The 25,313-nt window shown below is 68.1% G+C and carries 24 protein-coding genes and 1 tRNA gene; 13 read left to right on the top strand and 12 right to left on the bottom strand.

Annotated elements, in window-relative coordinates:
• Window positions 1-189 precede the first annotated feature (189 nt).
• Window positions 190-822, top strand: a complete 633-nt coding sequence (locus GGC47_RS08420) for a transglutaminase-like cysteine peptidase (RefSeq protein ID WP_112764578.1) — start codon at window positions 190-192, stop codon at window positions 820-822.
• Window positions 823-1,026: 204 nt separating this feature from the next.
• On the opposite strand, the gene GGC47_RS08415 is transcribed toward GGC47_RS08420, so the two are convergent.
• Together GGC47_RS08415 and GGC47_RS08410 are read right to left on the bottom strand one after the other, a co-directional pair.
• On the bottom strand, window positions 1,027-1,557 hold the full coding sequence (locus GGC47_RS08415) for a gamma carbonic anhydrase family protein (protein ID WP_038358438.1): 531 nt from the start codon (window positions 1,555-1,557) through the stop codon (window positions 1,027-1,029).
• Between the two features lie 57 nt (window positions 1,558-1,614).
• Window positions 1,615-1,941, bottom strand: a complete 327-nt coding sequence (locus tag GGC47_RS08410; RefSeq protein WP_038358441.1) for a DUF6949 family protein — start codon at window positions 1,939-1,941, stop codon at window positions 1,615-1,617.
• Between the two features lie 283 nt (window positions 1,942-2,224).
• Here GGC47_RS08410 and GGC47_RS08405 point away from each other — a divergent pair, with 283 nt between their 5' ends.
• Window positions 2,225-3,496, top strand: a complete 1,272-nt coding sequence (locus tag GGC47_RS08405; protein ID WP_429067649.1) for a GGDEF domain-containing protein — start codon at window positions 2,225-2,227, stop codon at window positions 3,494-3,496.
• Between the two features lie 73 nt (window positions 3,497-3,569).
• Entirely contained in the window at window positions 3,570-4,292 is a 723-nt protein-coding gene (locus tag GGC47_RS08400) for a hypothetical protein (protein WP_142022535.1), read from the top strand.
• A 159-nt stretch (window positions 4,293-4,451) separates the two neighbouring features.
• Here GGC47_RS08400 and GGC47_RS08395 read toward each other — a convergent pair whose 3' ends face one another.
• Window positions 4,452-4,664, bottom strand: a complete 213-nt coding sequence (locus tag GGC47_RS08395; RefSeq protein ID WP_038358447.1) for a DUF3126 family protein — start codon at window positions 4,662-4,664, stop codon at window positions 4,452-4,454.
• 154 nt (window positions 4,665-4,818) lie between these two features.
• Here GGC47_RS08395 and GGC47_RS08390 point away from each other — a divergent pair, with 154 nt between their 5' ends.
• From GGC47_RS08390 to prmB, 3 genes are all read left to right on the top strand, one after another.
• Window positions 4,819-6,198, top strand: coding sequence for a serine hydrolase domain-containing protein (locus GGC47_RS08390; protein ID WP_142022534.1), 1,380 nt, complete (start codon window positions 4,819-4,821; stop codon window positions 6,196-6,198).
• Window positions 6,199-6,302: 104 nt separating this feature from the next.
• The gene (locus tag GGC47_RS08385; protein ID WP_112764573.1) at window positions 6,303-6,644 is read left to right on the top strand and encodes a hypothetical protein; all 342 of its coding nucleotides are present in this window, start codon (window positions 6,303-6,305) and stop codon (window positions 6,642-6,644) included.
• Window positions 6,645-6,857: 213 nt separating this feature from the next.
• Window positions 6,858-7,760 carry a 50S ribosomal protein L3 N(5)-glutamine methyltransferase gene (gene prmB, locus GGC47_RS08380; protein ID WP_142022533.1) on the top strand — a complete coding sequence of 301 codons (903 nt, stop codon included), beginning with the start codon at window positions 6,858-6,860 and terminating at the stop codon, window positions 7,758-7,760.
• 174 nt (window positions 7,761-7,934) lie between these two features.
• Here prmB and GGC47_RS08375 read toward each other — a convergent pair whose 3' ends face one another.
• Window positions 7,935-9,257, bottom strand: coding sequence for a serine hydroxymethyltransferase (locus GGC47_RS08375; protein WP_210245682.1), 1,323 nt, complete (start codon window positions 9,255-9,257; stop codon window positions 7,935-7,937).
• A 140-nt stretch (window positions 9,258-9,397) separates the two neighbouring features.
• Here GGC47_RS08375 and GGC47_RS08370 point away from each other — a divergent pair, with 140 nt between their 5' ends.
• The gene (locus GGC47_RS08370; protein ID WP_370955561.1) at window positions 9,398-10,303 is read left to right on the top strand and encodes a LysR family transcriptional regulator; all 906 of its coding nucleotides are present in this window, start codon (window positions 9,398-9,400) and stop codon (window positions 10,301-10,303) included.
• Here GGC47_RS08370 and cysE read toward each other — a convergent pair.
• Together cysE and GGC47_RS08360 are read right to left on the bottom strand one after the other, a co-directional pair.
• Window positions 10,294-11,142, bottom strand: coding sequence for a serine O-acetyltransferase (cysE, locus tag GGC47_RS08365; protein WP_429067644.1), 849 nt, complete (start codon window positions 11,140-11,142; stop codon window positions 10,294-10,296). The genes GGC47_RS08370 and cysE overlap by 10 nt on opposite strands.
• Window positions 11,143-11,330: 188 nt before the next feature.
• The gene (locus GGC47_RS08360) at window positions 11,331-12,098 is read right to left on the bottom strand and encodes an alpha/beta fold hydrolase (protein ID WP_038359891.1); all 768 of its coding nucleotides are present in this window, start codon (window positions 12,096-12,098) and stop codon (window positions 11,331-11,333) included.
• A 99-nt stretch (window positions 12,099-12,197) separates the two neighbouring features.
• Here GGC47_RS08360 and GGC47_RS08355 point away from each other — a divergent pair, with 99 nt between their 5' ends.
• The 4 genes from GGC47_RS08355 to GGC47_RS08340 all read left to right on the top strand — a co-directional run bounded on the left by GGC47_RS08355 (window position 12,198) and on the right by GGC47_RS08340 (window position 15,306).
• A complete protein-coding gene (locus tag GGC47_RS08355) occupies window positions 12,198-13,187 on the top strand; it encodes an acetyltransferase domain-containing protein (protein WP_370955562.1) in 990 nt (329 codons plus the stop codon).
• Between the two features lie 99 nt (window positions 13,188-13,286).
• A complete protein-coding gene (locus tag GGC47_RS08350; RefSeq protein WP_038358462.1) occupies window positions 13,287-13,538 on the top strand; it encodes a zinc-finger domain-containing protein in 252 nt (83 codons plus the stop codon).
• A gap of 124 nt (window positions 13,539-13,662) precedes the next feature.
• The gene (locus tag GGC47_RS08345; RefSeq protein WP_370955563.1) at window positions 13,663-14,856 is read left to right on the top strand and encodes an FAD-dependent monooxygenase; all 1,194 of its coding nucleotides are present in this window, start codon (window positions 13,663-13,665) and stop codon (window positions 14,854-14,856) included.
• Window positions 14,857-14,985: 129 nt separating this feature from the next.
• The gene (locus tag GGC47_RS08340) at window positions 14,986-15,306 is read left to right on the top strand and encodes a hypothetical protein (protein WP_112764565.1); all 321 of its coding nucleotides are present in this window, start codon (window positions 14,986-14,988) and stop codon (window positions 15,304-15,306) included.
• A gap of 3 nt (window positions 15,307-15,309) precedes the next feature.
• Here the strand turns inward: GGC47_RS08340 and chrA are convergent, their stop codons facing one another.
• The 3 genes from chrA to GGC47_RS08325 form a co-directional block, all read right to left on the bottom strand.
• Entirely contained in the window at window positions 15,310-16,701 is a 1,392-nt protein-coding gene (gene chrA, locus GGC47_RS08335) for a chromate efflux transporter (protein WP_429067639.1), read from the bottom strand.
• Window positions 16,698-17,531 (bottom strand): chromate resistance protein ChrB domain-containing protein, encoded by an 834-nt coding sequence (locus tag GGC47_RS08330; RefSeq protein WP_142022528.1) that lies wholly within the window; start codon window positions 17,529-17,531, stop codon window positions 16,698-16,700. Before GGC47_RS08330 ends, chrA begins: the two co-directional genes overlap by 4 nt.
• Before the next feature lie 130 nt (window positions 17,532-17,661).
• Complete coding sequence (locus GGC47_RS08325; RefSeq protein WP_185748004.1) at window positions 17,662-18,924, bottom strand: hemolysin family protein; 1,263 nt, start codon at window positions 18,922-18,924, stop codon at window positions 17,662-17,664.
• A 126-nt stretch (window positions 18,925-19,050) separates the two neighbouring features.
• Between GGC47_RS08325 and GGC47_RS08320 the strand changes: the two genes are divergently transcribed.
• Together GGC47_RS08320 and GGC47_RS08315 are read left to right on the top strand one after the other, a co-directional pair.
• Window positions 19,051-19,704, top strand: a complete 654-nt coding sequence (locus GGC47_RS08320; protein ID WP_142022526.1) for a DUF938 domain-containing protein — start codon at window positions 19,051-19,053, stop codon at window positions 19,702-19,704.
• A gap of 54 nt (window positions 19,705-19,758) precedes the next feature.
• A tRNA-Leu gene (locus GGC47_RS08315) sits at window positions 19,759-19,844 on the top strand.
• 34 nt (window positions 19,845-19,878) lie between these two features.
• On the opposite strand, the gene GGC47_RS08310 is transcribed toward GGC47_RS08315, so the two are convergent.
• From GGC47_RS08310 to GGC47_RS08300, 3 genes are all read right to left on the bottom strand, one after another.
• The gene (locus tag GGC47_RS08310; RefSeq protein WP_248311080.1) at window positions 19,879-20,535 is read right to left on the bottom strand and encodes a DUF1190 domain-containing protein; all 657 of its coding nucleotides are present in this window, start codon (window positions 20,533-20,535) and stop codon (window positions 19,879-19,881) included.
• A 74-nt stretch (window positions 20,536-20,609) separates the two neighbouring features.
• Window positions 20,610-22,175, bottom strand: coding sequence for an AMP-binding protein (locus GGC47_RS08305; protein ID WP_142022525.1), 1,566 nt, complete (start codon window positions 22,173-22,175; stop codon window positions 20,610-20,612).
• 242 nt (window positions 22,176-22,417) lie between these two features.
• Complete coding sequence (locus GGC47_RS08300; RefSeq protein WP_429067636.1) at window positions 22,418-25,234, bottom strand: phosphoenolpyruvate carboxylase; 2,817 nt, start codon at window positions 25,232-25,234, stop codon at window positions 22,418-22,420.
• Between the last annotated feature and the right edge of the window lie 79 nt (window positions 25,235-25,313).

Raw genomic sequence — 25,313 nt, 5'->3', positions numbered from 1 at the left:
AACACACAATTAACGGTTAAAAGAAAGTTTCACCATCGTCACAAATCGTTACTTTCGACTTTGAACAAGATTGGCTCTGATATTCATTGAGGCGGTTGCTGGCGGAAATACATAAATTTGTACGTTTCGACTTCAAACCAAATCCATCGACCGGATCGCATCGTCTCCCCGGGACAGAAAGGGGACGACATGTTTTCTCTTCATCGCAATCTGATCGGCACCGCCTTCGTGGCCGCTTTCGCCATCGCCGGCGCTTCAGGCGTCGCAGCGCAGAGCGCGGGTATCCCGGTGGCGAGTGCCCCGGCCTCCGCCAGCGGCGACGCCCGCGCACCTTATGCCTGGACGGATTTCTGCAAGCGCATGCCCTCCGAATGCAGGCTCGACACCCGCGAGCCCGAGCGCGTCGAGCTGACGCCCAAGCTCTGGAAGACCATCGTCGCGGTCAACAACCGCGCCAATCACGAGATCGAGCCGGTCACCGACCAGGATCACTGGGGCGTGGTCGATCGCTGGGACATTCCCACCGACGGCAAGGGTGATTGCGAGGACTACGTCCTGCTGAAGCGCAAGCGCCTGGCCGAGGCCGGCCTGCCGCGCCGTGCCATGCTGGTGACGGTGGTCATCGACGAGGAGAATGCCGGACACGCCGTGCTGATGATCCGCACCGATCGCGGCGACTTCATCCTCGACAACAAGCGCAACGCCATCCTGCCCTGGAGCCAGACCGGCTACGTCTACGTCAAGCGGGAGTCCCAGTACCAGACCGGCTGGACCTCGCTCGGCGGCGCGCAGACCCCCACCGTCGCCTCGGTCCAGCGCTGAGCGGAACGGCCGGGCACCGTGCCCGGCGGTCCGGAGACTGATCTACCGAGCCGCCCGGATCTTCGGTGGGCGGCTCATTCGGAAAGGCGAGGCTCGGTCACGTCCCCACCCACCCGTCCCCAAGATCGGGTTTCGCCCAGGGCCGGCTTTCCGTAACGGGAAGCCGGCCCGACCTTTTTGGAGCTCCCCGGACGGGCGACCGGCTCAATCCAGCCGCTCGAGCCCCGCCGCGAATTGCCGCCAGCGCCGGGCATAGGCCTGCGCCGAGGCGGTGATCCCGGCCGCGGCCTTGTCGTCGAGCGTCCGGACGGCCCGGGCCGGCGCGCCGACGATCAGCGAATTGTCGGGAAATTCCTTGCCCTCCGTCACCAGCGCATTGGCCCCGACAAGGCTGTTGCGGCCGATCTTCGCGCCGTTCAGCACGGTCGCGCCCATGCCGACCAGGCTATTCTCGCCGATGGTGCAGCCATGCAGGATCGCACGGTGGCCGATGGTGCAGCGGGGACCGACGGTAAGCGGAAAGCCCATATCGGTATGGAAGACGCAGCCCTCCTGGACATTGCTGTCCTCGCCGATCTCGATCCACTCATTGTCGCCGCGCAGAACCGCCCCGAACCAGATCCCGACCCCAGCGGCGAGCCTCACGCGCCCGATCACATGGGCATCGGGAGCCAGCCACCATTGTCCCTGCGGAGGCGTCTCCGGCTTGGTTCCATCGAGCGAATAGAGCGGCATCGGATTCTCCCGGAGGATGCGTCGATGCCGAGCTTTGAGGGCGCCGGCGGGCTGGCGTCAAGCCACGAGGACGTGCAGCAGGTCGAGGACGACGCGGCCCGACGCCATGCTCCAGACGGCCGCGATCATGCTGGCGAGCATCACGAACAGGAAGGGCCGCCCCTCGATCCGGCGGCCGCGAACCGTGTTGCGCAGGATCAGGAACGGCGCGCTGAAGATGACCACCGGCACGCTGGCGACCGCTGCGAGACCGCCGGCCTGCAGCAGCTTGAAATCCGCACGCTGCGCCGTGAACAGCTCGAAAGCGCTTGCGAGAAGGCCGGCGAAGGCAAAACCGAGGATCAGCGACTGCAACGCCTCGAGCGTGGCGGGTTCGATCGTCATGGCGCGCAGCTTCCCCTCGGAGCGATGCGCGGGACACTGGCTTATGGTTTACGAACTGTGAAGAAAAGCCTTACCGGATAGTAAACCGGCATGGTTAATGTGGCCGTACCGAGCGGCACTACGCCCTGCTTCCCCTCCCCGGAACCGGGGCCGGAAGCGGCGCCGACCGCAGTGCCTTCCGCGGCACAGTCAGCCGCCGAATGCCGGGCATACGACCTTCCCCCGTTGACCGCCCTGCGGGAAGAATGCCGTAAGACGCGCTGGCAGCCACGCGATTCTCCCGATGTCAGGCATCACCCTGCTCCTGGCTCAGGCGCTCATCTATTTCGGCGTCATGGCCTTCCTGTTCCGCCTGCGGCATGTCATGGGCCTCGGCGCGTTTCTCTGCGCGCTCGGCGTGATGCATTTCCTCGAGACCTATCTGGCAGCGGTCTTCTTCATCCAGTTGCCGTTCGGACTGCTTTCGCCGGGCTCGACGGTGCTGTTTTCCGGCAAGCTCGCGATCATCCTGCTGTTCTACATCCGCGAGGACGCCGAAACCGTCCGCCAACCGATCTACGGGCTGCTGGTCGGCAATTTCCTGATGGTGGCGCTGGTGCTGACGCTGCGCCTCTACGGCTCGCCGGTCGCGCTGCCCGGCTACAATCCCGACCTCGTGCTGATCGACCAGATGGGCGCGCTGATGATCTGGGGCACGACGCTGCTCTTCATCGATTCGATCGCGCTGATCCTGCTTTACGAGAAGCTGCACCGCCTGATGCCGCGCTCGACCATGCTGCGGGCCTGCCTGACCCTGGCGGTGATCCTGACCTTCGACCAGATCTGCTTCTTCACCGGCCTCCACGCGGTCACCGGCACGCCCTGGGACGCTCTTTTCGGCGGCTGGGTCGCCAAGATGGGCGCGGCTGTCGTCTATAGCGCGCTGATGGGCCTCTACCTCCTGCTGTTCGAGCGCAGCACCCAGGAGCTCGCGCCGCAGCCCCTCGCCGACATCTTCTACAAGCTGACCTATCGGCACAAATACGAGGATCTGCTCGGCAAGAGCGGGCATGATGCGCTGACCGGCGCGCTCACCCGCGAGCGTTTTGACACCGTCGCCCCCGCTTTGGCGACGCGCGCTGCCGCCACGCGAAAGCCGCTCAGCCTCGCGATCCTCGACGTCGACCACTTCAAGAGCATCAACGATCGGTACGGCCACGTCACCGGCGATGAGGTGCTGCGCCGCGTTGTGGAATGCCTGCGCTCGGAAATCCGCAGCGAGGACCGGATCTTTCGCTATGGCGGCGAGGAATTCGTCATTCTCTGCGAGAACATGCCGTACAACGCGGCCCTCGCCTATGCAGAGCGGATGCGGGTCGCGGTCCATGGCACGCTTTCCCGGGAATTCGCCGCCGCTCCGACGGTCAGCATCGGCGTCGCAACCTTTCCGGACGACGCCGCGAGCATTCGCGACCTTCTGATCCATGCCGACGCCCATCTCTACGAGGCCAAGCGGCTCGGCCGCGACCGCGTCGTCGGCAATGCCGGCGAGCTTCGGAAGGCTCCGGCCGGCTGAACGGCTTATGGTTTACGCGCCGTTAAGGCGGCAATGATTCAGTAAGACGCAACCCGTTCCGAGAACACCGGACATGACTGCGTCGCTTCCCCACCACCTGCCCGGACATCAAGGCGCCGCCCTGGCTTCGATGGTCCGCATGCGCCTGCAGCGGCCGGCACGGCCTTTGCCGCGCGCCGACGGCGCCATGTTGAAGGCGGCCTTCGCGATCCTGCTGGCCGGAGCGCTCGCGACCGCCGCCGCGCTCTACTGGACGCATCGGCGCGACGAGCCCTCAGTGGAGCTGCAACCGGCCCGCGTCGGCGATGTGGCGCTGATGATCCCGCGGAACCTGACCGGCATCGACGATGACGACCGCGACCGGAGCCGGCTCGTCGGCATGGCCCGCCTGCGGCTGGACTGGCCGAGCCTCGGCCCGGCCGCGCCTCAGAGCCGCTACAAGCTGCTGATCACCCTGAGCCCGCCCGACAAGGTCAACGAGCCCGCGCGCCAGCTCGCCACCTATGCCCGCTTCCTGACGCCGACGGTCTGGTCGAATCCCGGCGGCCTGGTGGTGCGCGGCTTCCGCAAGGGCTCGCCCTTCGAGGGCGACGAGTTCTATGTCTCGGTTCCCGACGGCCGGGGCTTCGCGGCGCGCTGCCCGATCAATGTGGGCGGGCTTGTCGACGAGCCCTGCCGCGTCACCTTCCATCACCGCGGCATGGATGTGAACATCCGCTTCCCACGCGCCATCATCGCAGACTGGGCCGTGATGCTGGGCGGCGTACGCCGCACGCTGGACGGTTTGATCCGATGAGCGGAAGGGGCCGGCGCCGGCTCGCCCATTCCCAGCCCTCATCCTGAGGAGCGCTCCAAGAGCGCGTCTCGAAGGATGCTTCAGGAAGCTCCGAGCCCTCTGGAGCATCCTTCGAGACGCAAGCCGCGTTTGTTCCTCAGGATGAGGGCTGGAAGCGGATTAGCCCTCGAGATCGACGTCGAGGATCGCCATGGTGAAGTTGAACGAGCGGTCGCCGTCCTCGTCGTCGACATGGATGATGCCGATATATTCCTCACCCAGATAGACCTCGGCCGAATCGGTCTTCTTCATCCGCGCCCGCACGGAGATGTTGGTGTTGCTGAAGGTCCGGCGCAGATAGTCCTGCAGCTTGGCGAGTTCTGTCTTGTCCACGGTCTGTGTCCCTTTCGATTGGGCGGGAGCGATGCCACGCCGGGCCGCACAGGGCAAGCAAAAGCCGGCATCGTTCCGTCGATCTTCCCCCCGCTTGCACCCCGGGCTGCGATCCTTAGCATGCGCCTCTCCCATCCCGAGGACGGATCGCATCATGACGCCGTGGCTCCCTTCCGCCCTCGCCTATGTCGCGAGCTGGCTCGATTTCCAGCGCCGCCTGCACGACCAGCCGGGCGTGGCCATCGCGGTCGCGAACGGCGGCGAGATCGCGCTCGAGGCCGCCTTCGGCAGCGCCGATCTCGTGACCGGCGAGGCACTGACGCCGCGCCACGGCTTCCGCATCGCCTCCCATTCCAAGAGCTTCACCGGTGCCGGCATCCTGCGCCTCGTCGAGGACGGCCGGCTACGGCTCGACGACGCGGTCGGCTCCCTGATCGACGGCTTGCACCCCGACATCGCGGCCGTGACGATCCGCCAGATGCTCTCCAACAGCGCCGGGCTGACGCGCGACGGGCCGGACAACGGCCAGTTCTTCGACCGCAAGCCCTATTGCGACAGGGCCGAACTCCTCGACGATCTTGCCGAGCCGCCGATCTTTCCGGCCTCGCAGCGCTTCAAATACTCGAACCACGGCTTCGGCTTGCTCGGCCTCGTCATCGAGTCCGTGACCGGCCTGAGCTACAGCGAATGGATCACTGACGAGGTCGTGGCGAAGGTCGGCCTCACCGAAACCAAGGCCGATATCGAGCTCTGGGGCCACAGGCCGATGGCGAAGGGCCATAGCGGCACGCAGCCTCTGGGTTACCGCGTCGTCATCCCCGGCGACAATCCCGGCCGGGCCATGGTTTCGGCAGCGGGCTTCGTCGCCACCGCCGCCGATGTCGCCCGCTATTTCGCCCAGCTCTCGCCGCAGGCTGAAACCAGCATCCTCACCCCCTTGAGCCGCCGCGAGATGACGCGACGGCTCTGGCCGGACGACGAGGCGAGCCTCGGCCGCCATTATGGGCTCGGCACCATCTCGGGCGGCGAAGGCGCCTGGCGCTGGTTCGGCCATTCCGGCGGTTTCCAGGGCTTCATCACCCGCACCTGCGTCTTTCCTGCGCAGAACCTGACGGTGTCCGTCCTGACCAACGCCATCGACGGTCTCGCCCACCCCTGGCTCGACGGCGTCGTCCATATCCTGAAAACCTTCTCCGAGCGCGGCGCGCCGCCGGCCGGGACCGAAGACTGGAATCGCCGGGGCTGGTGCATCTGGGGCGCGGGCGATCTGGTGCCAGTGTCCGACCGCGTCCTCATCGCCAACCCCGCGCTGTTCACCCCCTTCCTCGACGCCGGCGAAATCACGCTCGATGCGCCGGATCACGGCCGCATCACACGCGCCTCCGGCTTCAACAGCCCGGGCGAACCGGCCAGGCTGGTGCGGGACGAGGCCGACGCGGTGCAGTCGGTCTGGCTCGGCGGCGGCCGCTTCGTCGGCGAGGAGGATATGAAGGTCGAGATGCTCGCCCGCTATGTCGAGAAGGCGGCCGGCTGACGCCGTTGCGACGCACACCGATCCATACGGGGTAGCCGGAACCGGGTGCTCCGCCATGCATTCGCCGCCTTTCGCGCCGCAAACTTGCGGGTGAGGGCTGGCCGATGCGCTTGATCGCTTCATTCGCCATGGTGGCTATCCTGGCTGTGGGAGCGGCGCCGGCGCTTTCGCATCAGGCCCCAACTGGCTGGGACTATCCGTTCTACTGCTGCTCCGGCGCCGACTGCGCCCCGATCGCGGCCGAGACCGTGCGCGAAGGCCATGGTGGCTTCATCGTCACCGTCGCGCCCGGCACGCACCCGATGTGGCCGACCGAACGGCGCCAGCCGTTGATCCTCGAAATCCCCTATGACAAGGCCAAGGAATCGCCCGACGGCCACTTTCATCTCTGCATCGACGATGCCGGAGATCTGCTCTGCTTCTTCGCCCCGGCCGGCAGTTCCTGACGCGGACGACGCGCTACAGCATCGGACCGAACATTGTATTCGGTCCGATGCTGTAGCTCTTTGTTTTTACATCGGCTTTTCCCGAAAACCGCGTGCCACTTTTCGGGCCGATGCTCTAAGCCATGCGGCTCGCCCGGGAGGAGACCGCTTGGCGCTTTCCTTCACCGCCCTGTAAGAGGCTGGCGACGCCACCCGGACAAACCGCCCCCGACAATGACCGCCCTCGACGACCTCCTCACCCTGCGCGATCTGCTGCGCTATGCCGTCTCGCGCTTCAACGCGGCGGGGCTGAGCTTCGGCCACGGCACCACCAACGCGCTCGACGAAGCCGCCTTCCTGCTCCTGGAGGCGCTCAAGCTCCCGGTCGACGACATCAATCCCTGGCTCGATGCGCGCCTGACCCGCAGCGAGCGAGCGCGCCTGTTGGACCTGATCGAGGCGCGGGTCACCACGCGCAAGCCCGCGCCCTATCTCGTCGGGCGCGCCTATATCCACGGCCTCGGCTTCCGGGTCGATGAGCGCGTCATCGTCCCGCGCTCCTATATCGGCGAACTCCTGATGCGCGGTGTGCTCGAATCGGAAGGACTCGGCCTCGTCCCGGAGCCGGAAGCCGTCGATCGCGTGCTCGACCTCTGCACCGGCTCCGCCTGCCTCGCCATCATCGCCGCCGGACGCTTTCCCAATGCCGAGGTCGATGCCGTCGAACTCTCGCCGGACGCGCTCGATGTCGCCCGCCTCAATGTCGCCGATTACGATCTCGACGATCGCGTCCATCTGCTCCAGGGCGATCTCTTCGCCCCGCTCGATGGACAGCGTTACGACCTCATCATCGCCAACCCGCCCTATGTCACCGCCGAGGAGGTCGCCGCCTTCCCGCCGGAATATGCGAGCGAGCCGCAGATGGCCCATATCGCTGGCAACGACGGGCTCGACCTCGTGCACTGCATTCTGGCGCAGGCCCGCGCCCACTTGAATCCGGGCGGCGCGCTCCTCTGCGAGGTCGGCACCGGGCGCGAGGCGCTCGAAGCCGCATACGACCTGCCCTTCACCTGGCTCGACACCGAGGAGAGCGAGGCGGAAGTCTTCTGGATCGGCGAGGCGGATCTGCCGGGCTGAACGGCAGAGCCGAGGCAAGCGCGCTACGCTTGAGCCCGAACCCTATTGACTGCAACACAGCGTCATTCTCGGGCGGAGCGAAGCGCAGACCCGAGAATCTCTCGCGAGAAGGGACTTCCGAGCCTCTCGGTCACGAGATGCTCGGGTCAAGCCCGAGCATGACGATGCGGCCGTTCAGCGCATGAAATGCAGCTCGCGGAAGCGGCCGCGGAATGCCGTCACGTCCTTCGCCACCGCCTCGGCCGGACGCGAGCCGTTCAACCCCTCGGCGATATAACCCGCCAGCTCCGGCATGTCGGCGGCCGTCATGCCGAAGCGCACGATCTCCGGCGTGCCGAGCCTGAGCCCGTTCACATCGCCCTCCACCGCCGGCAGCGGCAGGCCGATGCCACAGGACAGGATGTTGACCGCGCGAAGCCGCTTCGCTGCCGCCTGCCCACCGCCATAGGGCGCGGCTTCGATGGCGAACTGATGCGAGGTCGTCATGCCTCGGTCGCGGGCGAAAACCGGCACCTGCCGCTCTGACAGAGCCTCGGCCAAGGCCTTCGCCGTCTTCGCCATCTCCTGCGCATAGGCGCGGCCATGCGCCTTCCAATCGAGCAGCGAGACGGCCAGAGCAGCCGATTTCGCCGCGTCGAAATTAGCCGTCAGCCCGGGATAGGCGATGGCGTCGAGTTTTTTCGCGATCTCCGCATCGTTGGTGACGATCAACCCTGAAGGCGGCCCGCCGAGGCTCTTATAGGTGCTCATCGTCATCAGATGAGCACCCTCCTCCAGCGGCTGCTGCCAGCCATGGCCGGCGATCATGCCGGACATATGCGCCGCGTCGAACAGCACGAGCGCACCGACCTCGTCGGCGATGGCGCGGATCTCGCGGATCGGATGGGGGAAGAGATTGAGGCTGCCGCCGATCGAGATCAGCTTCGGGCGGAGCCTGAGCGCATCCGCGCGCAGCTTTTCGACATCGACCGTGTACTTCACCGGATCGATCGGCGCCGGATGGGTGACGATGCCGTAGAGCCCGGCCGCGCCCGCGCCGTGATGCGTGACATGCCCGCCGATCTCGCCCGGCGGCGCGATGATGCAGTCGCCCGCCTTTGCCGCGACCATGAAGGCGTAGAGATTGGCGATGGCGCCGGAGGGCACGCGGATCTCCGCATATGTCGCGCCGAAAACCTCGGCTGCGAGCTCGGCCGCGATCACCTCGATCTGCTCGATCGCCTCCAGCCCCATCTCGTATTTGTCGCCGGGATAGCCGAGCGAGGGCCGCGCCCCGATCCCGGCCGAGAGCAGGGCCTCGGCCTTCGGGTTCATCACATTGGTGGCAGGGTTGAGGTTGACGCAATCGCGCTCGTGGATGGCGCGGTTCTCGGCGGTCAGCGCCGTAATCCTGTCCGCGATGGCATCGAGCGGCTGGCCCGCCGTCTCGCCGGCGATCCGCTGGATATAGTCCTCGCTCGCCTGCGGCACCCAATCGCGCCTGCCCAGAGCCATCATGCCCCATCCTCCACTTCAGCGATTGTTGTCCCGGTGCCTGTTTGGGACCTGAGCCATCTCATCGGTTTGCCGCGTCGCGCGCAAATGAGTATTCATGGCCAGGAGGATGAGGAAATCTCAGCCTCGACCCGGAGCTTCCCTTGCCCGTCAAGCCGCCGCGCCCGCGCCTGCCCCCGCTCACCGCCTTGCGGGCCTTCGAGGCAGCTGCGCGGCTGGAAAGCTTCGCCAAGGCGGCGGAGGAAATCGGCGTCACCGCCGGCGCGATCACCCAGCAGATCCGGCAGCTCGAAACCGGGCTCGGCTTCCCGCTGTTTCGCCGGCTGCCGCAAGGCGTCGCCCTGACGGACGCGGCGCGCGAGGCGCTGCCCAGGCTGACACGCGGCTTCGACATGCTCGGCCAGGCGGTGCAGGCCCTGCGCGAAGCGCAGCCGCACCGGCCGCTCGCCATCGCCGCCCTGCCCTGCATCGCCCAGCTCTGGCTCTCGCCGCGTCTGGGCCGGTTGCAGCAGGCTTTTCCGGAACTGCAGGTTTCCGTCGCGGCCATGGAGGAGCCGCCGGACCCGCGACGGGACCCCTATGATCTCTCGCTGTTCTATCGGGACACCGTCGCGGAGCCGTCCGCGATCCAGATCGGCCCCGACGCGATCCTGCCCGTCTGCACGCCCGCGCTGGCCGCCCGGCTGGCTTCACCCGCCGATCTGGCGCGGCAGACCCTGCTGCACGATGCCGTCTGGCGCGGCGACTGGGCGCGCTGGCTCGGCTTCGCCGCGCCGGAGGCCAAGGTCGATTCAGGGCGCGGGCCGGCCTTCTCGCTCTATGCCCTGGCGCTGGACGCAGCGCTCTCGGGCTCCGGCGTGCTCATGGGCCGAATGAGCCTCGTCGCACCCCTTCTGGCCGCTGGCCGGCTGGCTGCGCCCTTCCGGCAGGCCATGCCGACGCCGGACAGGCTCACCTTGAGTCCAGCCACGGGCTCCAGCGCGCATGCACGCCGGGTCGAGATCATGGAATGGCTTGCAGCCTCGGCCGACGAAGCGGCTCAGATATAGGCGCCGCAATCGCCGCCAAGAATCTGGTCCATCGAGCGCGAGGGCTCGGCACAGCCGGCCTCCCCGACGACCTTGGCCGGCACGCCCGCCACGGTCTTATTCCGCGGCACCGGCTGGAGCACGACCGAACCGGCCGCGACGCGGCTGCACTGGCCGACCTCGATATTGCCGAGGATCTTGGCGCCGGCGCCGATCAGCACACCCTTGCGGATCTTGGGATGCCGATCACCGCCCTGCTTGCCCGTGCCGCCGAGCGTGACGCCGTGCAGCATCGAGACATTGTCCTCGATCACCGCCGTCTCCCCGACGACGAGCCCGGTCGCATGGTCGAGGAAGACGCCCTTGCCGATCCGGGCAGCCGGGTTGATGTCGGTCTGGAACACTTCGGAGGAGCGCGCCTGAAGATAGAGCGCGAAATCGCGCCGGTCCCGCATCCACAGCCAATGCGTCAGCCGGTGGCATTGCAGGGCGTGGAAGCCCTTGAAGAACAGCACCGGCTCCAGCACGCGGTAGCAGGCCGGATCGCGGTCGAGCACGGCCATGACGTCGGCGCGCATGCCGGGGCCGATGGTGTCATCATCGGCCATCGCCTCGGTGAAGGCCTGCTCGATCAGGTCGGCCGTCACGGCCGGGTGGCCGAGCCGGGCCGCCACGCGATGCGCGACGGCGCCTTCGAAGCTCGGCTGGTTCAGCACCGAGGCGACGATGAGCGTGCCGAGCGCCGGCTCGGCAGCGACGGCGGCCTCGGCCTCGCGGCGCAGGCGCGACCAGACGGGATCGACCCGGTCGAGACCGCTGGCGGCATCGCGGATGTCTACGGCGGAGTGCCCTGACGGCATGATCGTTCTCCGGGGATAACCGTTCGGCAGAAGCCTAGACTAGCACCAGGAAGGGGCCAGAGGCCAAAGGCAAACGCAGAGCGGGGTTGAATCAATATGGAAGGCAGCGGAATCAGCGCGTGAACCGTTTTCGACAACACATTGGTTTCGCCCGCATTTCGGAGGAACCTGCTCGCACGCCGTCCATCTCACAACCGCGCGAGGAAGTCGAGCACGGCCTGCTTGTGGCTCTTGTCGCCCACCGCGAGATTGTGGTCTCGCCCGACGATATCGAAGGACTCGGCACCGGGAATGAGCTTCGCCAGCTCCGGGCCGGAGCCTGAGACGTCGTCCTTCGTGCCGACGCTGATCAGGGTGGGCACCGAAATCTGGCCGACCTGCCCGGCCGTCAGCGTCTGGCGCGAGCCGCGGATGCAGGCGGCCAGCGCCTTGAGGTCGCTCTTGGTCTGTTCGGCGAAGGCGCGGAACATGCGCTGCATCGGATCGGTCAGGGTAGCGAGCGACGGCGCCTCCATCGCATCGGCGATGCCGATCGGCAGCCCCACCCCTTCGACCAGATGAATGCCGAGCCCGCCGAGCAGCAGCGCGTTGAGCCGCTGCGGATGCGCCAGCGCCAGATGCGCCGAGATGCGCGCGCCCATCGAATAGCCCATCACCGCCGCGCGCGGGATATCGAGATGGTCCATCAGCCGGCGCACATCCTCGGCCATGATCTGCGAGGAATAGGCCGCCGGGTCGTAGAGCTTCTCGCTTTCGCCATGGCCGCGATCGTCGAGGGCGACGACGCGGTAGCCGGCATGGGTCAGCGTCTTCGTCCACTGGGTGTTGACCCAGTTGATGACATGGCTCGAGGCGAAGCCGTGGACGAGCACCACGGTCTCGTGCTTCGGCACATCGCCGGTGGGCGCGAGGTCGACATAGGCGATCCGCACGCCGTCGGAGGAAAAGCTCTGCATGGGTTCCGTCATGGAGGTCCGTTCGACTGTCGCCTTCCCTGCCATGCCCAAGCCACTTTGGGTAGCCGCCAGCGCGCCGCTTGCTTATGAACGACGGCCATGACCGAGCCTGCCGCAAACGCTTCGCCCGCGCCGACCCCGGCCTCCCTATCGAAGGGCGGCCGAATCCAGCTCGTCGATCTGGCGCGTGGCATCGCCTTGCTGGCGATGTTCGTCTTCCATTTCGCCTATGATCTCTCGAATTTCGGATTGATCGAGACCGATATCGCCTTCGAGCCGGGCTGGCGGCTGTTCGCGCGCTGCATCGCCGGCTCCTTCCTGGTCGTGGTCGGCGTCAGCCTCGTGCTGGCGACGCGCAAGGGGCTGAATCGCAACGCCTTTCTGAAACGCCTGGCCATGGTCGCCGCGGCTGCCGCTCTCGTGACGGTCGGCACCTTCTTCGCGATGCGCGAGAACTTCATCTTCTTCGGCATCCTGCACCATGTCGCGCTGGCGAGCGTGCTCGCCCTGCCGTTCCTGCGCCTGCCGGTGATCCCTGTCATCCTCGCCGCGGCGCTCGCCTTCGCCCTGCCCGCCTTCGTCGCGAGCCCCCTGCTCGACCAGCCCTGGGCGGTCTGGCTCGGCTTCTCGCATGCGCCGATCCAGACGGCCGATTTCGTCCCGGTCTTCCCCTGGTTCGGCTGCGTGCTCACCGGCATCGCGCTGGCGCGCCTCGTCCTGCCCCGCCTCGACGGGACGGCCGCGGCGAGCTGGCGGCCGCGTTCGTGGCCAACCCGAATCATCTGCTGGGGCGGCCGCCATAGCCTGCTGGTCTATCTCGTCCACCAGCCGGTCTTCATCGGGCTGATCATGCTGGCGACGCAGATCGCCCCGCCGCCCTCGCCGGATGAGCGCGCCTTCCGGGCCGAATGCCAACGAAGCTGCGCGGGGCCCTCGAACTCGCAACAGATCTGCCGGGAGGTCTGCGCCTGCACCGTGGACGGGCTCAAGCGCGAGAACCTCTGGCAGAAGGCGCTCAGCGATACGCTGTCCTCCGAGGAAAGCACCCGCATGACCCGCCTCGCCCAAGCCTGCCTGCGCGGTCCGTAAGGCGAAACGCGCCGGTTCCGCAGCCTAAACAGGCTCTGGCATCTCGCGCCCTGTCGGGATAGGTTGCGCGCGAATTCCAGCTTTGAAGAGCGAAGAGCCATGGCCGCGACCGGCATCCCGCATTTCCAGAACGACGCAGGCGTCGCCGTGATCCATGTCGGCGCGCACGAATTCATGTGCATCGGTGCCAAGCCGCCCTTCGACCATCCGCATGTCTTCCTCGACATGGGCTCGGACAACGAGATCGTCTGCCCCTATTGCTCGACGCTGTTCAAATACGACCCCTCGCTGAAGGGCAGCGCGTCGAATCCGCCGGAATGCGAGTATCACGACGACGCCAAGGCGGCCTGATTCCCGCGACGCGGCCCGCAGGCTCGCGCCGCGGCCCGAGCGGCTGACGATCCATCCGCGCAGGTTCTGAGGGGCACCTGCGCTCCTGCGGCGACAACCGGTCGATCCATCGAAGGCGGCTGCCTTGAGCGCTCCTCACATCCTCATCGCCGGCGCCGGCATCGGCGGCCTTGCGGCGGCTCTGTCTCTGGCCCGGCGCGGCATCGCCTCGACCGTCGTCGAGAAACGCACCGGCTTCGGCGAGACCGGGGCCGGCCTGCAGCTCACCCCGAATTCCGGCCGCGTGCTCGAGGCGCTCGACCTAGCCTTGCCGTTGAAGCGTGTCGGCGTTTCCTCGAACGGGCTGGCCGTCCGCCGCTGGCGCGACGGCGTGACGGTGGTCGAGATGCCGGCGGATCCCGCGGGGGCGCCGACGCCTTTTCGCCTGATGAGCCGCATCGACCTGCACACCGTCCTGCTCGACGCTGCCCGCGCCATGCCCAATATCCGCTTCGTGGTCGGGCGCGGCGTCGAGGATGTGCGGCAGGACGATGCCGGCGTCACCGCGACGCTCGGCAGTCAGAATGGCGGCGAAACCTTGCACGGCCTCGGCCTGATCGGCGCCGACGGGCTGTGGTCGCGCATCCGTGGCCTGACGGGGGATGCGGCTGCGCCCGAATTCACCGGCTACGAGGCCTGGCGCGCCATGGTGCCGACGGCGGCAGCCCCCGGCATCGCGGGTGAAAAGCCGCGCGTGACCTTGCATCTCGGCCCGCAACGCCATGCCGTCCATTACCCCGTATCGAGCGGGAGGCAGATCAACCTCGTCGTCCTGCGCCAGGCGCGCGAGGCGCGCGAAGGCTGGACCCGCGAAGGCGACCGCGCCGTCCTGACCGAGCATCTCGCCGGCGCCTCACCGGCTCTGCGACAGCTCGCCGGCGCCGCCGCCGGCTGGCAGGTCTGGTCGCTGTTCGACCGCAAGCCGGCCGCCATGGCGAAGGGACGGATCGCGCTGCTCGGCGACGCCGCCCACCCGGTCCTGCCCTTCCTGGCCCAAGGCGCCTCGCTCGCCATCGAGGATGCTGGCGTGCTCGCGCGCCTGCTGGCGGAACATCTGGCGCGGGAGGGCGCTGCCGGCGTCCAGGCTGCCATGGCCGCCTATGCCGCGGCCCGCGCGCAACGCGTCGCCCGCGTGCAGGAGGCGAGCCGCGAGAACAGCCGCAATTTCCATCTCGGCTGGCCCTGGAGCATCGGGCGCGACCTCGTGCTCCGGCGCCTCGGCCCGGAGGGGATGCGCAAGCGCTATGACTGGCTCTACGGCTGGCGCGACGCGGGCTGAGTTCCTTTTCGGCCCTCACCAACGGCTTGGCCTGTGTCAAAAGGTCTCTGGGCGCCGCCGATCGAAAGGGCATCTCGCCAACGCCGCAATTCGTTCCTATCTCTTGGCCCGAGGAGGAGTGGAACCGACATGATCCGCGTCAATCTCTACGACCAGCTCAACCGTCGCGGGGCTTCGATGCCGCGCTGGGCGACATGGCTCGTCATGGCCGCAAGCTTCGTCGTCGGCATCACGCTGTTCCTCGTGGCGGCGAGCCTTGCGCTGATCCTGATCCCCATCGTCGCCGTGGCCGGCGCCATCGCGGTCTGGCGGCTGAAGGCCAAGCTCAAGGCCGCCGGCTTCGACCGCGCGGCCGATCCCTTCGGCGGTCAGGCTCGGCCAGCCGAGCGCATCGAGATCATCGACGCCGAGTACCGCATCATCGAGCCCGGCGAGCCGCCGCGGCGCTGAGCCTCAACCCAGCCCCTTGAGGGCGATGCCCGCCGCCCCGCAGGCCGCGAGCACCGGCATCATGCCGATGCGGAACCGCAGAATCGCGAGGATGGCGCCGGCCGCCAGCAGCGCGGCCTGCCAGTCCAGCGACGAGAGCACCGGCACGTCCGGCGAGAGCCAGACGAGGTCAAGGCTGCGCAGCTCGCGAAACAGCACATGCAGCCCGAACCACAAGGCGAGGTTCGCGATCACCCCGACCACAGCCGCCGTGATCGCCGCCAGCGCCGCCGAGAGGCTCTCGTTGCTGCGTAGCGCCTCGATATAGGGCGCTCCGAGGAAGATCCAGAGGAAGCAGGGCGCGAAGGTCGCCCACAGCGTCAGGACCGCGCCGAGGCTGCCGGCCAGCAGCGGCGGCAACATGCCGGGCATCCGGAAGCCGGCCAGGAAGCCGACGAACTGCAGGACCAGCACGAGCGGCCCCGGCGTCGTCTCGGCGAGCCCGAGCCCATCCAGCATCTCGCCCGGAGCGAGCCAGCCGAAGCCCTCGACCGCCGCCTGGGCGACATAGCTCAAGACCGCATAGGCGCCGCCGAAGGTCACGACCGCCATCATGCTGAAGAAGGAGCCGATCTGCGTCCAGACGCTCCCGGTCCCGGTCATCAGCCAGAGCAGCCCGACCGGCGCCAGCCATAGGGGCAGCCAGAGCGCGAGCACCCGCAGCGCCCTGCCCGGCGAGGGCTGCGTGTGCGTCAGCTCCCCGCGCGCGAATAGCTCATCGACCAGCCCGGTGACGGGCGGACCCAGCGCGGCATGGCGCTGCGCCGTCGAGAACAGGTTCGGCGCCAGCCGATGTCCGGCCCAGCCCACGAACGCCGCCGCGAGAATGACGAGCGGAAACGGCGTCTTGAACAGGAAGAGCGCGAGGAAGGCCGCCAGCGCCACGAGCCGCATCGCCGGCGTCTTCAGCGCGCGGCGGCTGATGCGGAAGCCGGCCTCGATCACGATGGCGAGGACAGCCGCCTTGATCCCGAAGAACAGCCCGTCGACCAGCGGCACATGGCGCCAGGTGACGTAGAGCGCGCTCAAGCCGAGCATCACCAGCGCGCCGGGCAGGATGAAGAGCAGCCCGGCGATCAGCCCGCCGAGCGTCCGGTGCATCAGCCAGCCGATATAGATCGCAAGCTGCTGTGCCTCGGGGCCCGGCAGCAGCATGCAGTAGTTGAGCGCGTGCAGGAAGCGCTCCTCGCCGATCCAGCGCCGCTCCTCGACCAGCTCGCGATGCATCAGCGCGATCTGCCCGGCCGGGCCGCCGAAGGAGAGGCAACCGATCTTCGCCCAGACGCGCGTCGCCTCGGCCAGCGTCGGCATGCGCTCGGCCGGCCCGGCCGCCATGTCCGATTGCAGGGTGGTCATGAGCGGGGCTCCGAAACCGGACGCGCGGAAGGCCAGTTATGGGTTTCCTCGCTGGCGTCCCGGCTCCAGCGATAGAAGGCGTCATAGAGCAGCATGCCGGCGTCGAGCTGCTCGAGATCGTGCTTGAACATGCGCGACAGCCCGAGCGAAGCCGCCAGCAGGCCGGCGGCCTGCGATTCGGCGTCCAGCGTCGCGGTATCGGCCGCCCTGACGATCCGGGCGAGCCTGTCGAGCGCCGGCGAGGCCAGGCCGAACTCCTCGATCATCACATCGAAGGTGCAGCGCGGTCCGCGATGGCTCCAGAACACGCCCTCGACATCGAAGGGCGTGGCGCCGAAGCGCTCCGCCACCGCCTCGACTTCCGTGGCGGCCACGAAGAGAAACACCGCCTTGCGATCGACGAAGCGGCGGATGAGCCAGGGACAGGCGATGCGGTCGATCTTGGGCCGGGCCCGCGTCACCCAGACGCTGCCGCCGGAGGGGCCGGCCGGGGGCAAATGCGCCGGCAAGACCGTGAGCCCGCCGGCCTGTCGCCAGGCGAGATGCCCGCCTTCGAGGCTCTCCGCCGCGATGCCGCCTTGCCGCAGCCAGGCAGCGACCCCTTCGCTCAGCTTGAGGCCCCGATGGCAGACGACGATGACCTGCTGCTGGTCGGCATAGTCCGAGGCCCAATCCGCGACCACACGGTAGTCGCGGCGCGTCGCCGTGGGCAGGAGAACCGGATCGGCGGCGAAATCCTCGTCGATCCGGACATCGATGATCGCCGGTGCGTCGGGCCTGCCGACGAGCCGGGACAATTGCGCAACCGTGATCTGTTCGTTGGAAGACATGATGCGTCCATCCTGAAGCAAGGAAGTTGGACGCGAGCATTGGGCCGAAGCCTCACGGGGTCGTCGCGATGAACCCCTTGGCCCGACTACACCACGGAGGCTCCGCCGGCGTCAATGCCGGCGGCCCGCATCACGCGATCGGGCTGAGCAGGATCTTGTCGATCCGGCGCCCGTCGAGATCGACCACCTCGAAACGCCAGCGATCCTTGTCGAAGGTCTCGCCGACATTGGGCAGGTGGTTCATCTCGGCCAGGATGAAGCCGGCCACGGTCTGGAAGTCCGCGTCGCGCGGCATCGGGATGCCGAACTCCTGCGAGAACTCGTCGGCCTGCATCCAGCCGGCGACCAGATAGGAGCCGTCCGGCCGCGCGACCACGGCAGGCTCGCTCTCCTCCTCCTCCTGGAAGACGCCGATAATGGCCTCGAGCACGTCACCCGGGGTGATAATGCCCTCGAAATGACCGTATTCGTCGAAGACAAGCGCCATATGCACCCGGCTCGAGCGGATTTCACGCAGCACATGCAGCGCGTCGGCCGTATCCATCACCACGGGCGCTTCGTTCACCAGCGCCCGCAATTCCTGCATGTCGCCGTTGCCGAGGAAATCGATCGTGTCCTTGACCACCACGACGCCGACGATCGAATCCGACTCGCCGTCCTGCACCGGCAGGCGCGAACGGCGCGTCGCCCGCAGCTGCGCGCAGATCTCCTCGGGGCTGTCGGCGAGATCGACGACCTCGACCTCGCGGCGCGGTGTCATCAGCGCCCGCGCCGAACGGTCGGCGAGGCGCATGACGCCGGTGATCATCTCGCGCTCGTCGCGCTCCAGCACGCCGGCCGTCTCGGCCTCCGCGATGATGGTGCGCACCTCCTCCTCGGTCACCCTCTCCTCGGACTCGCCCTTCTGGCCGAGAAGCGCGAGCACGGCCTTGCCGGAGATGTCGAGCAGGAAGACCAGCGGCGCGCCGATCTTGGACAGGAACGCCATGGCCGGCGCGACGCGCGCCGCCACACGCTCGGGGTCGCGCAGCGCAACCTGCTTCGGCACGAGCTCGCCGAGGATCAGCGACAGATAGGTGATGGCGACGACGACGATGCCGACGCCGAGCGTGTCGGACACCGATTGCGAGAATCCGTGCGTGCCGAGCCACGCCGACAGGCGCGTGCCGAGCGTCGCGCCCGAGAAGGCGCCGGAGAGCACGCCGACCAGCGTGATGCCGATCTGAACCGTCGAGAGGAAGCGGCCGGGATCGGACGCGAGGCGCAGGGCGGTCGTCGCGCCCCTATTGCCCTGATCGCTGAGAACCTTGAGCCGAGCCGGCCTCGATGAGACGACGGCGAGTTCCGACATGGAGAGCAGACCGTTGATCACGGTCAGCACCACGACGATCAGGATTTCGGTTAACAAAACCAGCCTGCGACCTGCAAAGCCGCGACATCTGGCGGCCAGCTTCCGGCCCCCTTATAGCGTATTGCGCCTCCAACGCGATGGGGGTGCCCTGAGAATCGCGGCCGCCTCATGACAACCGCCAAGCCGAGCTTCTGGAATCCCGCCGAAGCCGCCCGCCCGGAAGGCGATGCGCGGCTGCGCGCGCCATCCGCCCAGCGCAACCGCGACGCGATCCTGGCCGTGCTGCGGGACGTCCTCCCCGCGAACGGCCTCGTCCTCGAAATCGCCAGCGGCTCGGGAGAGCATGCGCTGCATTTCGCGCAGGCATTGCCGTCTTTGACCTTCCAGCCGAGCGATCCGAGCCCGGATGCGCGCGCCAGCATCGCCGCATGGAGCGCAGAAAGCGGCCTCGCCAACATCCTGCCGCCGATCGAGATCGACGCGAGCGGCGATGCCTGGCCCGCGCTCGAGCCGGCCGCGATCCTCTGCATCAACATGATCCATATCGCGCCCTGGAAGGCGACCGAAGGGCTGTTCCGCCATGCCGGAGCCCTGCTTGCCGGCGGAGCGCCGCTTTGCCTCTACGGTCCGTTCCGGCGCCCGGGCCGGGACTTGGAGCCCGGCAACCTCGCTTTCGACGAGAGCCTGCGCAGCCGCAATCCGGGATGGGGGCTGCGCGATCTCGGTGAGGTGGCCGCGCTCGCACAGGCCAGCGGCTTCGGCGCGCCCGAGATCGTAGAGATGCCGGCGAACAATCTCAGCGTGATCTTCCGCAAGCGCTGAGGTGGCCGCACTACGCTTGCATCGCGAGCGCCGGCCCGCTACCGCTCGAACCGCGCGGACGTGGCGAAACTGGTAGACGCAAGAGACTTAAAATCTCTCAGCCTTTGGCTATGCGGGTTCGATCCCCGCCGTCCGCACCAGCCTTTGCGCCGGTTGCCATCGCTATCCGCGTGATCAGTGCGGACGCGCCGGCTTGTACCATTCGACGCCATCGGGATCGACATAGAGGCCGGGTGGCACATCGGCCCCGATCGACTCTTCCTTCATCGGCACGCGCACCGTGTCGTCGCGGTCGCCGCTCTTGGCGCTGGTCCCGGAGGATTGCCCGGTATGCCGGTGCGCCCCGCGCCCGACATTGCTGACGAGCCCGACCACGCCGCGCTGCCCCGCGACCTTGTCCTGCAACTCGGAAATCGGCCGTCCGGCGAAGGCGATCACGGTTGCCCCCTCCACCACCGGCAAGGCGCGCCTGGCCGCCCCCTCGCCCGTCACCCGCACGCCGATGAAGCGCGGCACATAGGTCGCGCCACCCTTGCCGAAGGATTCCCAGCCGCCCGCCGAGATCATCTGCGCGCCGCAGCGCTTATGGGCGCGCTCGCAGGCGGCGCGCGAGGCATAGCGCGGCGCCTTCTGCAGGAACTCGGCCCGCGCGTTGCGGTAGGCGAATTCGCATTGCTCCGCCGTCAGCTTGCCCGCCTCGATGCATTCGTCGCGCCGGATATAGGTCGCGCCCGGCGACTGCGCCGCCAGATCGGAAGGGCTCGCCAGCGAGAGCGCCGGGGCGAGCGTGGCGATGCGCAGGGCGGCGAGGGCAGTGGCCGGGATCATCATGCGGCGCAACATAGTTACGATTGTGGCTTAAGAGTGCCTAAGGTCATCGTCGGAAGGCATTTCAACCGGCAATTTCACAGCAGCGCCCGGCGCGAAGCGGCCAGTTCCCGCGTCGCGCCGTAGTCGATCTTGCCGTTGCCGAGCACGGGAATCGCCTGCGTCACCAGGATGGCGCGCGGCACCCAGAGCTCGGGGAAGCCTTGCTGTTTCGCCGCCTCCTGCAAGGCCGCGCGGTCGGCATCGGCCTTCTCGGTGACGAGGATGAGCTGTTCGCCCTTGCGCGGATCGGGCAGGCCGACGACGACGTGATTCTGGTCCGGCCAGAGCTTGGCCACCATCGTTTCGACCGCCGCCAGCGAGACCATCTCGCCGCCGAGCTTGGCGAAGCGCTTGGCCCGGCCGCGAATCGCGACGAAACCGTCCTCGATCACGACGATGTCGCCGGTGTCGTGCCAGCCCCCCTCCGGCGGCACGACCTTGCCCGGCTGCTGCGGATCGAGATAACCCGCCATGACATTCGGCCCGCGCACGGTGAGGCGGCCGCCCTCATGAATGCCCTCGACGGGCTCCAGCTTTGCCTCGATGCCGGGCAGGAGCTGGCCGACCCTGCCCTCGCGGATCGCCTGCGGCGTGTTCACCGCGAGCACGGGCGAGCACTCGGTGCAGCCATAGCCTTCGAGGATGGTGGTGCCATAGGGCTCCCACATCCGCTTCGTCTCGGGCTTGACCCGCTCGGCCCCCGCGACGACGAAACGGACGCTCATCAGGTCGTCCTTGTCCGCAGCGCGCGCGTATCCTTGCAGGAACGTGTCGGTGGCGAGGAGGAAGGTCGCCTTCATGTCGCCGATCAGCTTCGGCACCTGCTTGTAGTGCAGCGGGCTCGGATAGAGCACAACCTTCATGCCGTGCAGCAGCGGCACCAGCATTCCCGCCGTCAGCCCGAAGGAATGGAAGGCCGGCAGAGGGTTCATGAAGACGTCCCGCTCCGAGATCGCCCCTGCGGCATGGGAGAAGACCTGCCGGGCGTTCGAGACGAGATTGGCATGGCTCAACACCACGCCCTTCGGCGTCCCCTCCGTGCCGGAGGTGAAGAGAATCACCGCCGGATCGTCCGGCGCCGCCTCGTAGCGCTTGTGCACCAGCCCCGGCGCGAGGCTCTGCAGCGCCCCCCAGGCCTTGTCGAGGCTGGTCACCTGCTTGCGGATATCTTCGAGATAGATCACCCGCCTGCCCTCCCCGAGCGCGGCGATCTCGTTGTCGAGCTCGCCCCTTTCGACGAAGCGGCGCGAGGTGACGATGGTCTTGAGCTGCGCCAGCTCGCCCGCCGCGCGCAGGTTCTTCACGCCCGCGGTGAAGTTCAGCATCGCCGGCACCCGGCCATAGGCGAGGAGCGCGAACAGCGTCACCGCCATGCCCTGCATGTTCGGCAGCAGCACGCCGACAGTCTCGCGTTCGCCCGTCAGGGCCGCGAGCTTGCGGCCGAGCACGAGCGCCCCCAGCACGAGCCTGCCATAGGTGATCGGCTGGCGCTCCGGATCCTCCAGCGCGACGCGATTCTTGCCGTGCCGCACGACGGCCTGGAGCAGCGCGCGAAAGATCGTGATCCGCGCGCCGGCGGCGTCGAAGGTGGTGGCGGCCATGTCTGGCTCGTCTCCCGGTCGGCGTTTCCCTCAGCCGTCAACGTAGTGGCATCGGAGCGCGTTGCAACGCTTGGCTGGCGAACCATGCGACAGAATCGGCCTTTACGCCGGTCATCCCGGACAAGCCGCGTGAGCGGCGCCGATCCGGGATCCATGCCTGAGCATCGCCGTCGGAGGCTCAGGCATGGATCCCGCGCCTCCCTTCGGTCGCCCGGGATGACCCGCGGGATGGAAGTCCAGGATTACCCGAACGCCCCGATCTCGTGCTGGATCGCGCCGGAAATCTCGCGGATCAGCGCGAAGAGCTCCAGCATCGGCGTCAGCACGTCGCGATGCAGCGCCTCATAGGTGCCGCCCTCGCGCGGCCCCGGCGGCTCGCCGAAATCGAGCCCGATGGTCGGATCGGGATCGCGCGGGAAGATCTCGGCGAGCAGCGCGAGCGAGGCCGGCACGTCGAGCCTGAGCAGCCGCTCGAACAACGCCTCCCGCGTCAGCCCGGCATGGGGCCGGAAATCGGGAATATGCGCTGCGGCCAGCCAGATGCGATGCATCGCCGCGAGCCTCAGCGCATGCAGCGCCGCGAGCCGCACCGGCATGCGCGGCACGTCGTCGGCCGTGGCCCTGAGCTTCAGCGCATCGGCGGAGAGCCGCCAGAACAGCCGCCGCAGCATGGGCGCGAGTTCCAGCCGCGACAGTGCCTCGGCGACGACGAGCAGTTCCTCGCGGCGCCCGTCCCGCGTCGTTCGCCGTGCCCGGTCGAACCAGCTGCCGGGGTCGAGCGAGTCGAGATAGGCCCTGAGCACGTCGAGGTCGCTATGGCCCATCGCATGGGCGGCGAGCCTGTAGGCGCGGTCGAAGCGATCGGATTGCTCGCGCATGGCGCGGAAGATGTCGGGTGCGCGCGCCGCGCCATGGCCGATGCCGTGCAGGCTGTTCGCCATCCAGCCGAGCTGCTGGAGGATGGCGTTGTTGGGAATGGCGCGCAATTCGCGCGGATGCCGGATGCGCGCGGGCCCCGCCCCTTCGGTCTGCCGCGCCGCCGGGCGCGAGCCGGTCTTGTCGAGCAGCGAGGGACCGAAGGTGCCGATCAGCGCGGCATAGCCGGGATCGTCGACCAGCGCGTTCATCTCCTCCCGCACGGTCTGGAAGAACTCGCTGGCGAAGTCGGGCTCGTCATAGATCGGGTCGTCGGCGGCCTCGGGGGCCACGAACACCGCTTCCGCGATCCGGCCGACCGTCGCGCCCGCGAGCTGTGGCGTGCCGAACAGCAGATAGCCGTCGCTGCCCTGGAAGCTGGTCTCGCGCACCGTGGCGATGCCGGCCTTGGCGAAAGCCTGCCGGGCGAAGGGCGGGTCGAGATAGGCCAGCCGGTCGGCGAGGCTGTCGGCATGGGCGCCGCGCCCGACCGACTCGCCATGCGTGTCGAAGATCACGAGCTCGATGTCGGTGAGCTCGTAGCGGGCGAGCAATTCGCAGATGCGAATGCGCAAACGCTCGACCCAGAAGGTCGAGGCGACCTGCCCGATATAGCGGCCGGAATCGGAATAGCCGAACTGGATGCAGAGCCGGCCGTGGCTCTTGAGATAGTCGCGGAAATGCGGGCTGCGCAGCGCCTCGTCGATGATGCGCGGCCCCTGCTCCAGCGCGTCCGAGGTCTCGAACAGCGGCGAGATCTCGACCTTGTCGGCGATGCCGAAGCGGCTCGCCAGCCACAGCGCGCAGAGCAGCGTGTAGCCGGTTTCCGTCTCGGCGATGAGGAAGCGCACCGGCCGCGAGCCGTCCACATGCTTCACGATCTGGGCGATCGTCATCATCATCCGCGCGGCCGAGGCGCGCTCGGCCGCGAGCGCTCCGAAATCGACGGCGACCGGCTCGACCTTGCCGAGCTCCGCATTGGCGGCGGCGAGGAAGGCCCGCCGCTCGGCCGGCTCCGCCGGTTCGCCATCGGAGGGGATGACGCCGCGCAGGGCATTATGGAGCTGCGAGGCGTTGAGCCGGAAATGCGGCAGCGCGATCGAGACGCCATGCGCGACGACGCCGGCCCGGACCAGCGCCAGCACGCGCTTCGTCGCATCGGAGGCCAGACCCAGCGCCTCGTCGAGCGCCGCGAGCAGGCGTGACGAGTCCGGCAAGGCCGTCTCACGCTCATGGACGAGCGCCAGCGCGAAGGCCTGCAACGCTTCCAGCGATGGCTGCGTGCCGATCGGCGGCGCCAGCGCAAGCTGCCTCCCGACGGCCGCGCACGCATCGTCGACCAGCTTGCGCAACGCCGCGGTCGCGGGTTCTTCGGGCAGCTTTTCGAGGATGCGGGCGAACTGCCCGTCCTTCGATTCCAGCCGGTAGCGCAGCGTGTCCCACCAGCCGATATCGGTGCGCCCGTCCGTATCGCAGCCGACCCAGGAGGCCAGGATGACCGGCCGCGGCGCGAGCCGCGTCCAGTCCTGCGGCCAACGCTGCCGCGCCTCGTCCAGGAAGGCGGCGTTGAGCCGGTCGATCGCGTCGCGTGCATGCCGGACGGCGAAGCGCGCCTGCTCGAACTCGTCCTGCAAGGTGATGCGCCCGTCGGGACGGAAGCTGAGCTGCGGCTCCTCGATGACCGCAGTCGCGGCAGCATGGCCGGAGGCGAGATCGGCCAGCGCATGCGCCAGCCGGCGCGTCATGCCGAAGGTCGGATGCGCGGTAAAGACGGCCCCGAAACGAGGCCGCTCCACCGCCGCACGGAAGGCCGAGAAACTGCCCGCCGCTTCGGCCTGCTGCCGGGCCAGTGCAGCGAAAGCCGCCGTCTCGTCCCGCTCCAACCCGACATAGCGCGCGAGGCGCCCCGCCCGCTGCCGCAGCGCCCGGCGCCCGAGCAGGCGCACCAACTCGCCGGCCGCCGCCGTCGTGAGCTCGCCCGAATCCATCAGGCGCGTCAGCCAGAGCGTGACGCGCAGCACGGGATTGCCGAACGGGTCGTCGCGCGAGGCGAGCCGTGCCTGTTCGATCTTGTCCTGAAGGTCGTCAGCAAGCGCGGCGATGTCGATGGCGGGAATCGGCGCCGTTTCAACCGGTTGGATCACGGTAAATCGCCTCCCGCCAAGGCTTCGGAACCGACGCCGCGCCTTCGTTGCTGCATTGCAGCATCCCTTGCCTGGGAGG

The sequence above is a fragment of the Allobosea sp. OAE752 genome (genome assembly GCF_050433265.1).
Lineage (GTDB): Bacteria > Pseudomonadota > Alphaproteobacteria > Rhizobiales > Beijerinckiaceae > Allobosea > Allobosea spartocytisi.
This window is presented reverse-complemented; position numbering and strand designations above follow the sequence as displayed.

Excerpts from the sequence above, each read along its gene's own strand:
- GGC47_RS08400 (WP_142022535.1), top strand. The coding sequence starts at position 3,570 with ATGACTGCGTCGCTTCCCCACCACCTGCCCGGACATCAAGGCGCCGCC.
- GGC47_RS08415 (WP_038358438.1), bottom strand. The coding sequence starts at position 1,557 with ATGCCGCTCTATTCGCTCGATGGAACCAAGCCGGAGACGCCTCCGCAG.
- GGC47_RS08410 (WP_038358441.1), bottom strand. The coding sequence starts at position 1,941 with ATGACGATCGAACCCGCCACGCTCGAGGCGTTGCAGTCGCTGATCCTC.
- GGC47_RS08375 (WP_210245682.1), bottom strand. The coding sequence starts at position 9,257 with ATGATGGCTCTGGGCAGGCGCGATTGGGTGCCGCAGGCGAGCGAGGAC.
- GGC47_RS08340 (WP_112764565.1), top strand. The coding sequence starts at position 14,986 with ATGATCCGCGTCAATCTCTACGACCAGCTCAACCGTCGCGGGGCTTCG.
- cysE (WP_429067644.1), bottom strand. The coding sequence starts at position 11,142 with ATGCCGTCAGGGCACTCCGCCGTAGACATCCGCGATGCCGCCAGCGGT.
- GGC47_RS08390 (WP_142022534.1), top strand. The coding sequence starts at position 4,819 with ATGACGCCGTGGCTCCCTTCCGCCCTCGCCTATGTCGCGAGCTGGCTC.
- GGC47_RS08320 (WP_142022526.1), top strand. The coding sequence starts at position 19,051 with ATGACAACCGCCAAGCCGAGCTTCTGGAATCCCGCCGAAGCCGCCCGC.
- GGC47_RS08355 (WP_370955562.1), top strand. The coding sequence starts at position 12,198 with ATGACCGAGCCTGCCGCAAACGCTTCGCCCGCGCCGACCCCGGCCTCC.
- GGC47_RS08310 (WP_248311080.1), bottom strand. The coding sequence starts at position 20,535 with ATGATGATCCCGGCCACTGCCCTCGCCGCCCTGCGCATCGCCACGCTC.
- GGC47_RS08360 (WP_038359891.1), bottom strand. The coding sequence starts at position 12,098 with ATGCAGAGCTTTTCCTCCGACGGCGTGCGGATCGCCTATGTCGACCTC.
- chrA (WP_429067639.1), bottom strand. The coding sequence starts at position 16,701 with ATGACCACCCTGCAATCGGACATGGCGGCCGGGCCGGCCGAGCGCATG.
- GGC47_RS08405 (WP_429067649.1), top strand. The coding sequence starts at position 2,225 with ATGTCAGGCATCACCCTGCTCCTGGCTCAGGCGCTCATCTATTTCGGC.
- GGC47_RS08385 (WP_112764573.1), top strand. The coding sequence starts at position 6,303 with ATGCGCTTGATCGCTTCATTCGCCATGGTGGCTATCCTGGCTGTGGGA.
- GGC47_RS08330 (WP_142022528.1), bottom strand. The coding sequence starts at position 17,531 with ATGTCTTCCAACGAACAGATCACGGTTGCGCAATTGTCCCGGCTCGTC.
- GGC47_RS08350 (WP_038358462.1), top strand. The coding sequence starts at position 13,287 with ATGGCCGCGACCGGCATCCCGCATTTCCAGAACGACGCAGGCGTCGCC.
- GGC47_RS08305 (WP_142022525.1), bottom strand. The coding sequence starts at position 22,175 with ATGGCCGCCACCACCTTCGACGCCGCCGGCGCGCGGATCACGATCTTT.
- GGC47_RS08420 (WP_112764578.1), top strand. The coding sequence starts at position 190 with ATGTTTTCTCTTCATCGCAATCTGATCGGCACCGCCTTCGTGGCCGCT.
- prmB (WP_142022533.1), top strand. The coding sequence starts at position 6,858 with ATGACCGCCCTCGACGACCTCCTCACCCTGCGCGATCTGCTGCGCTAT.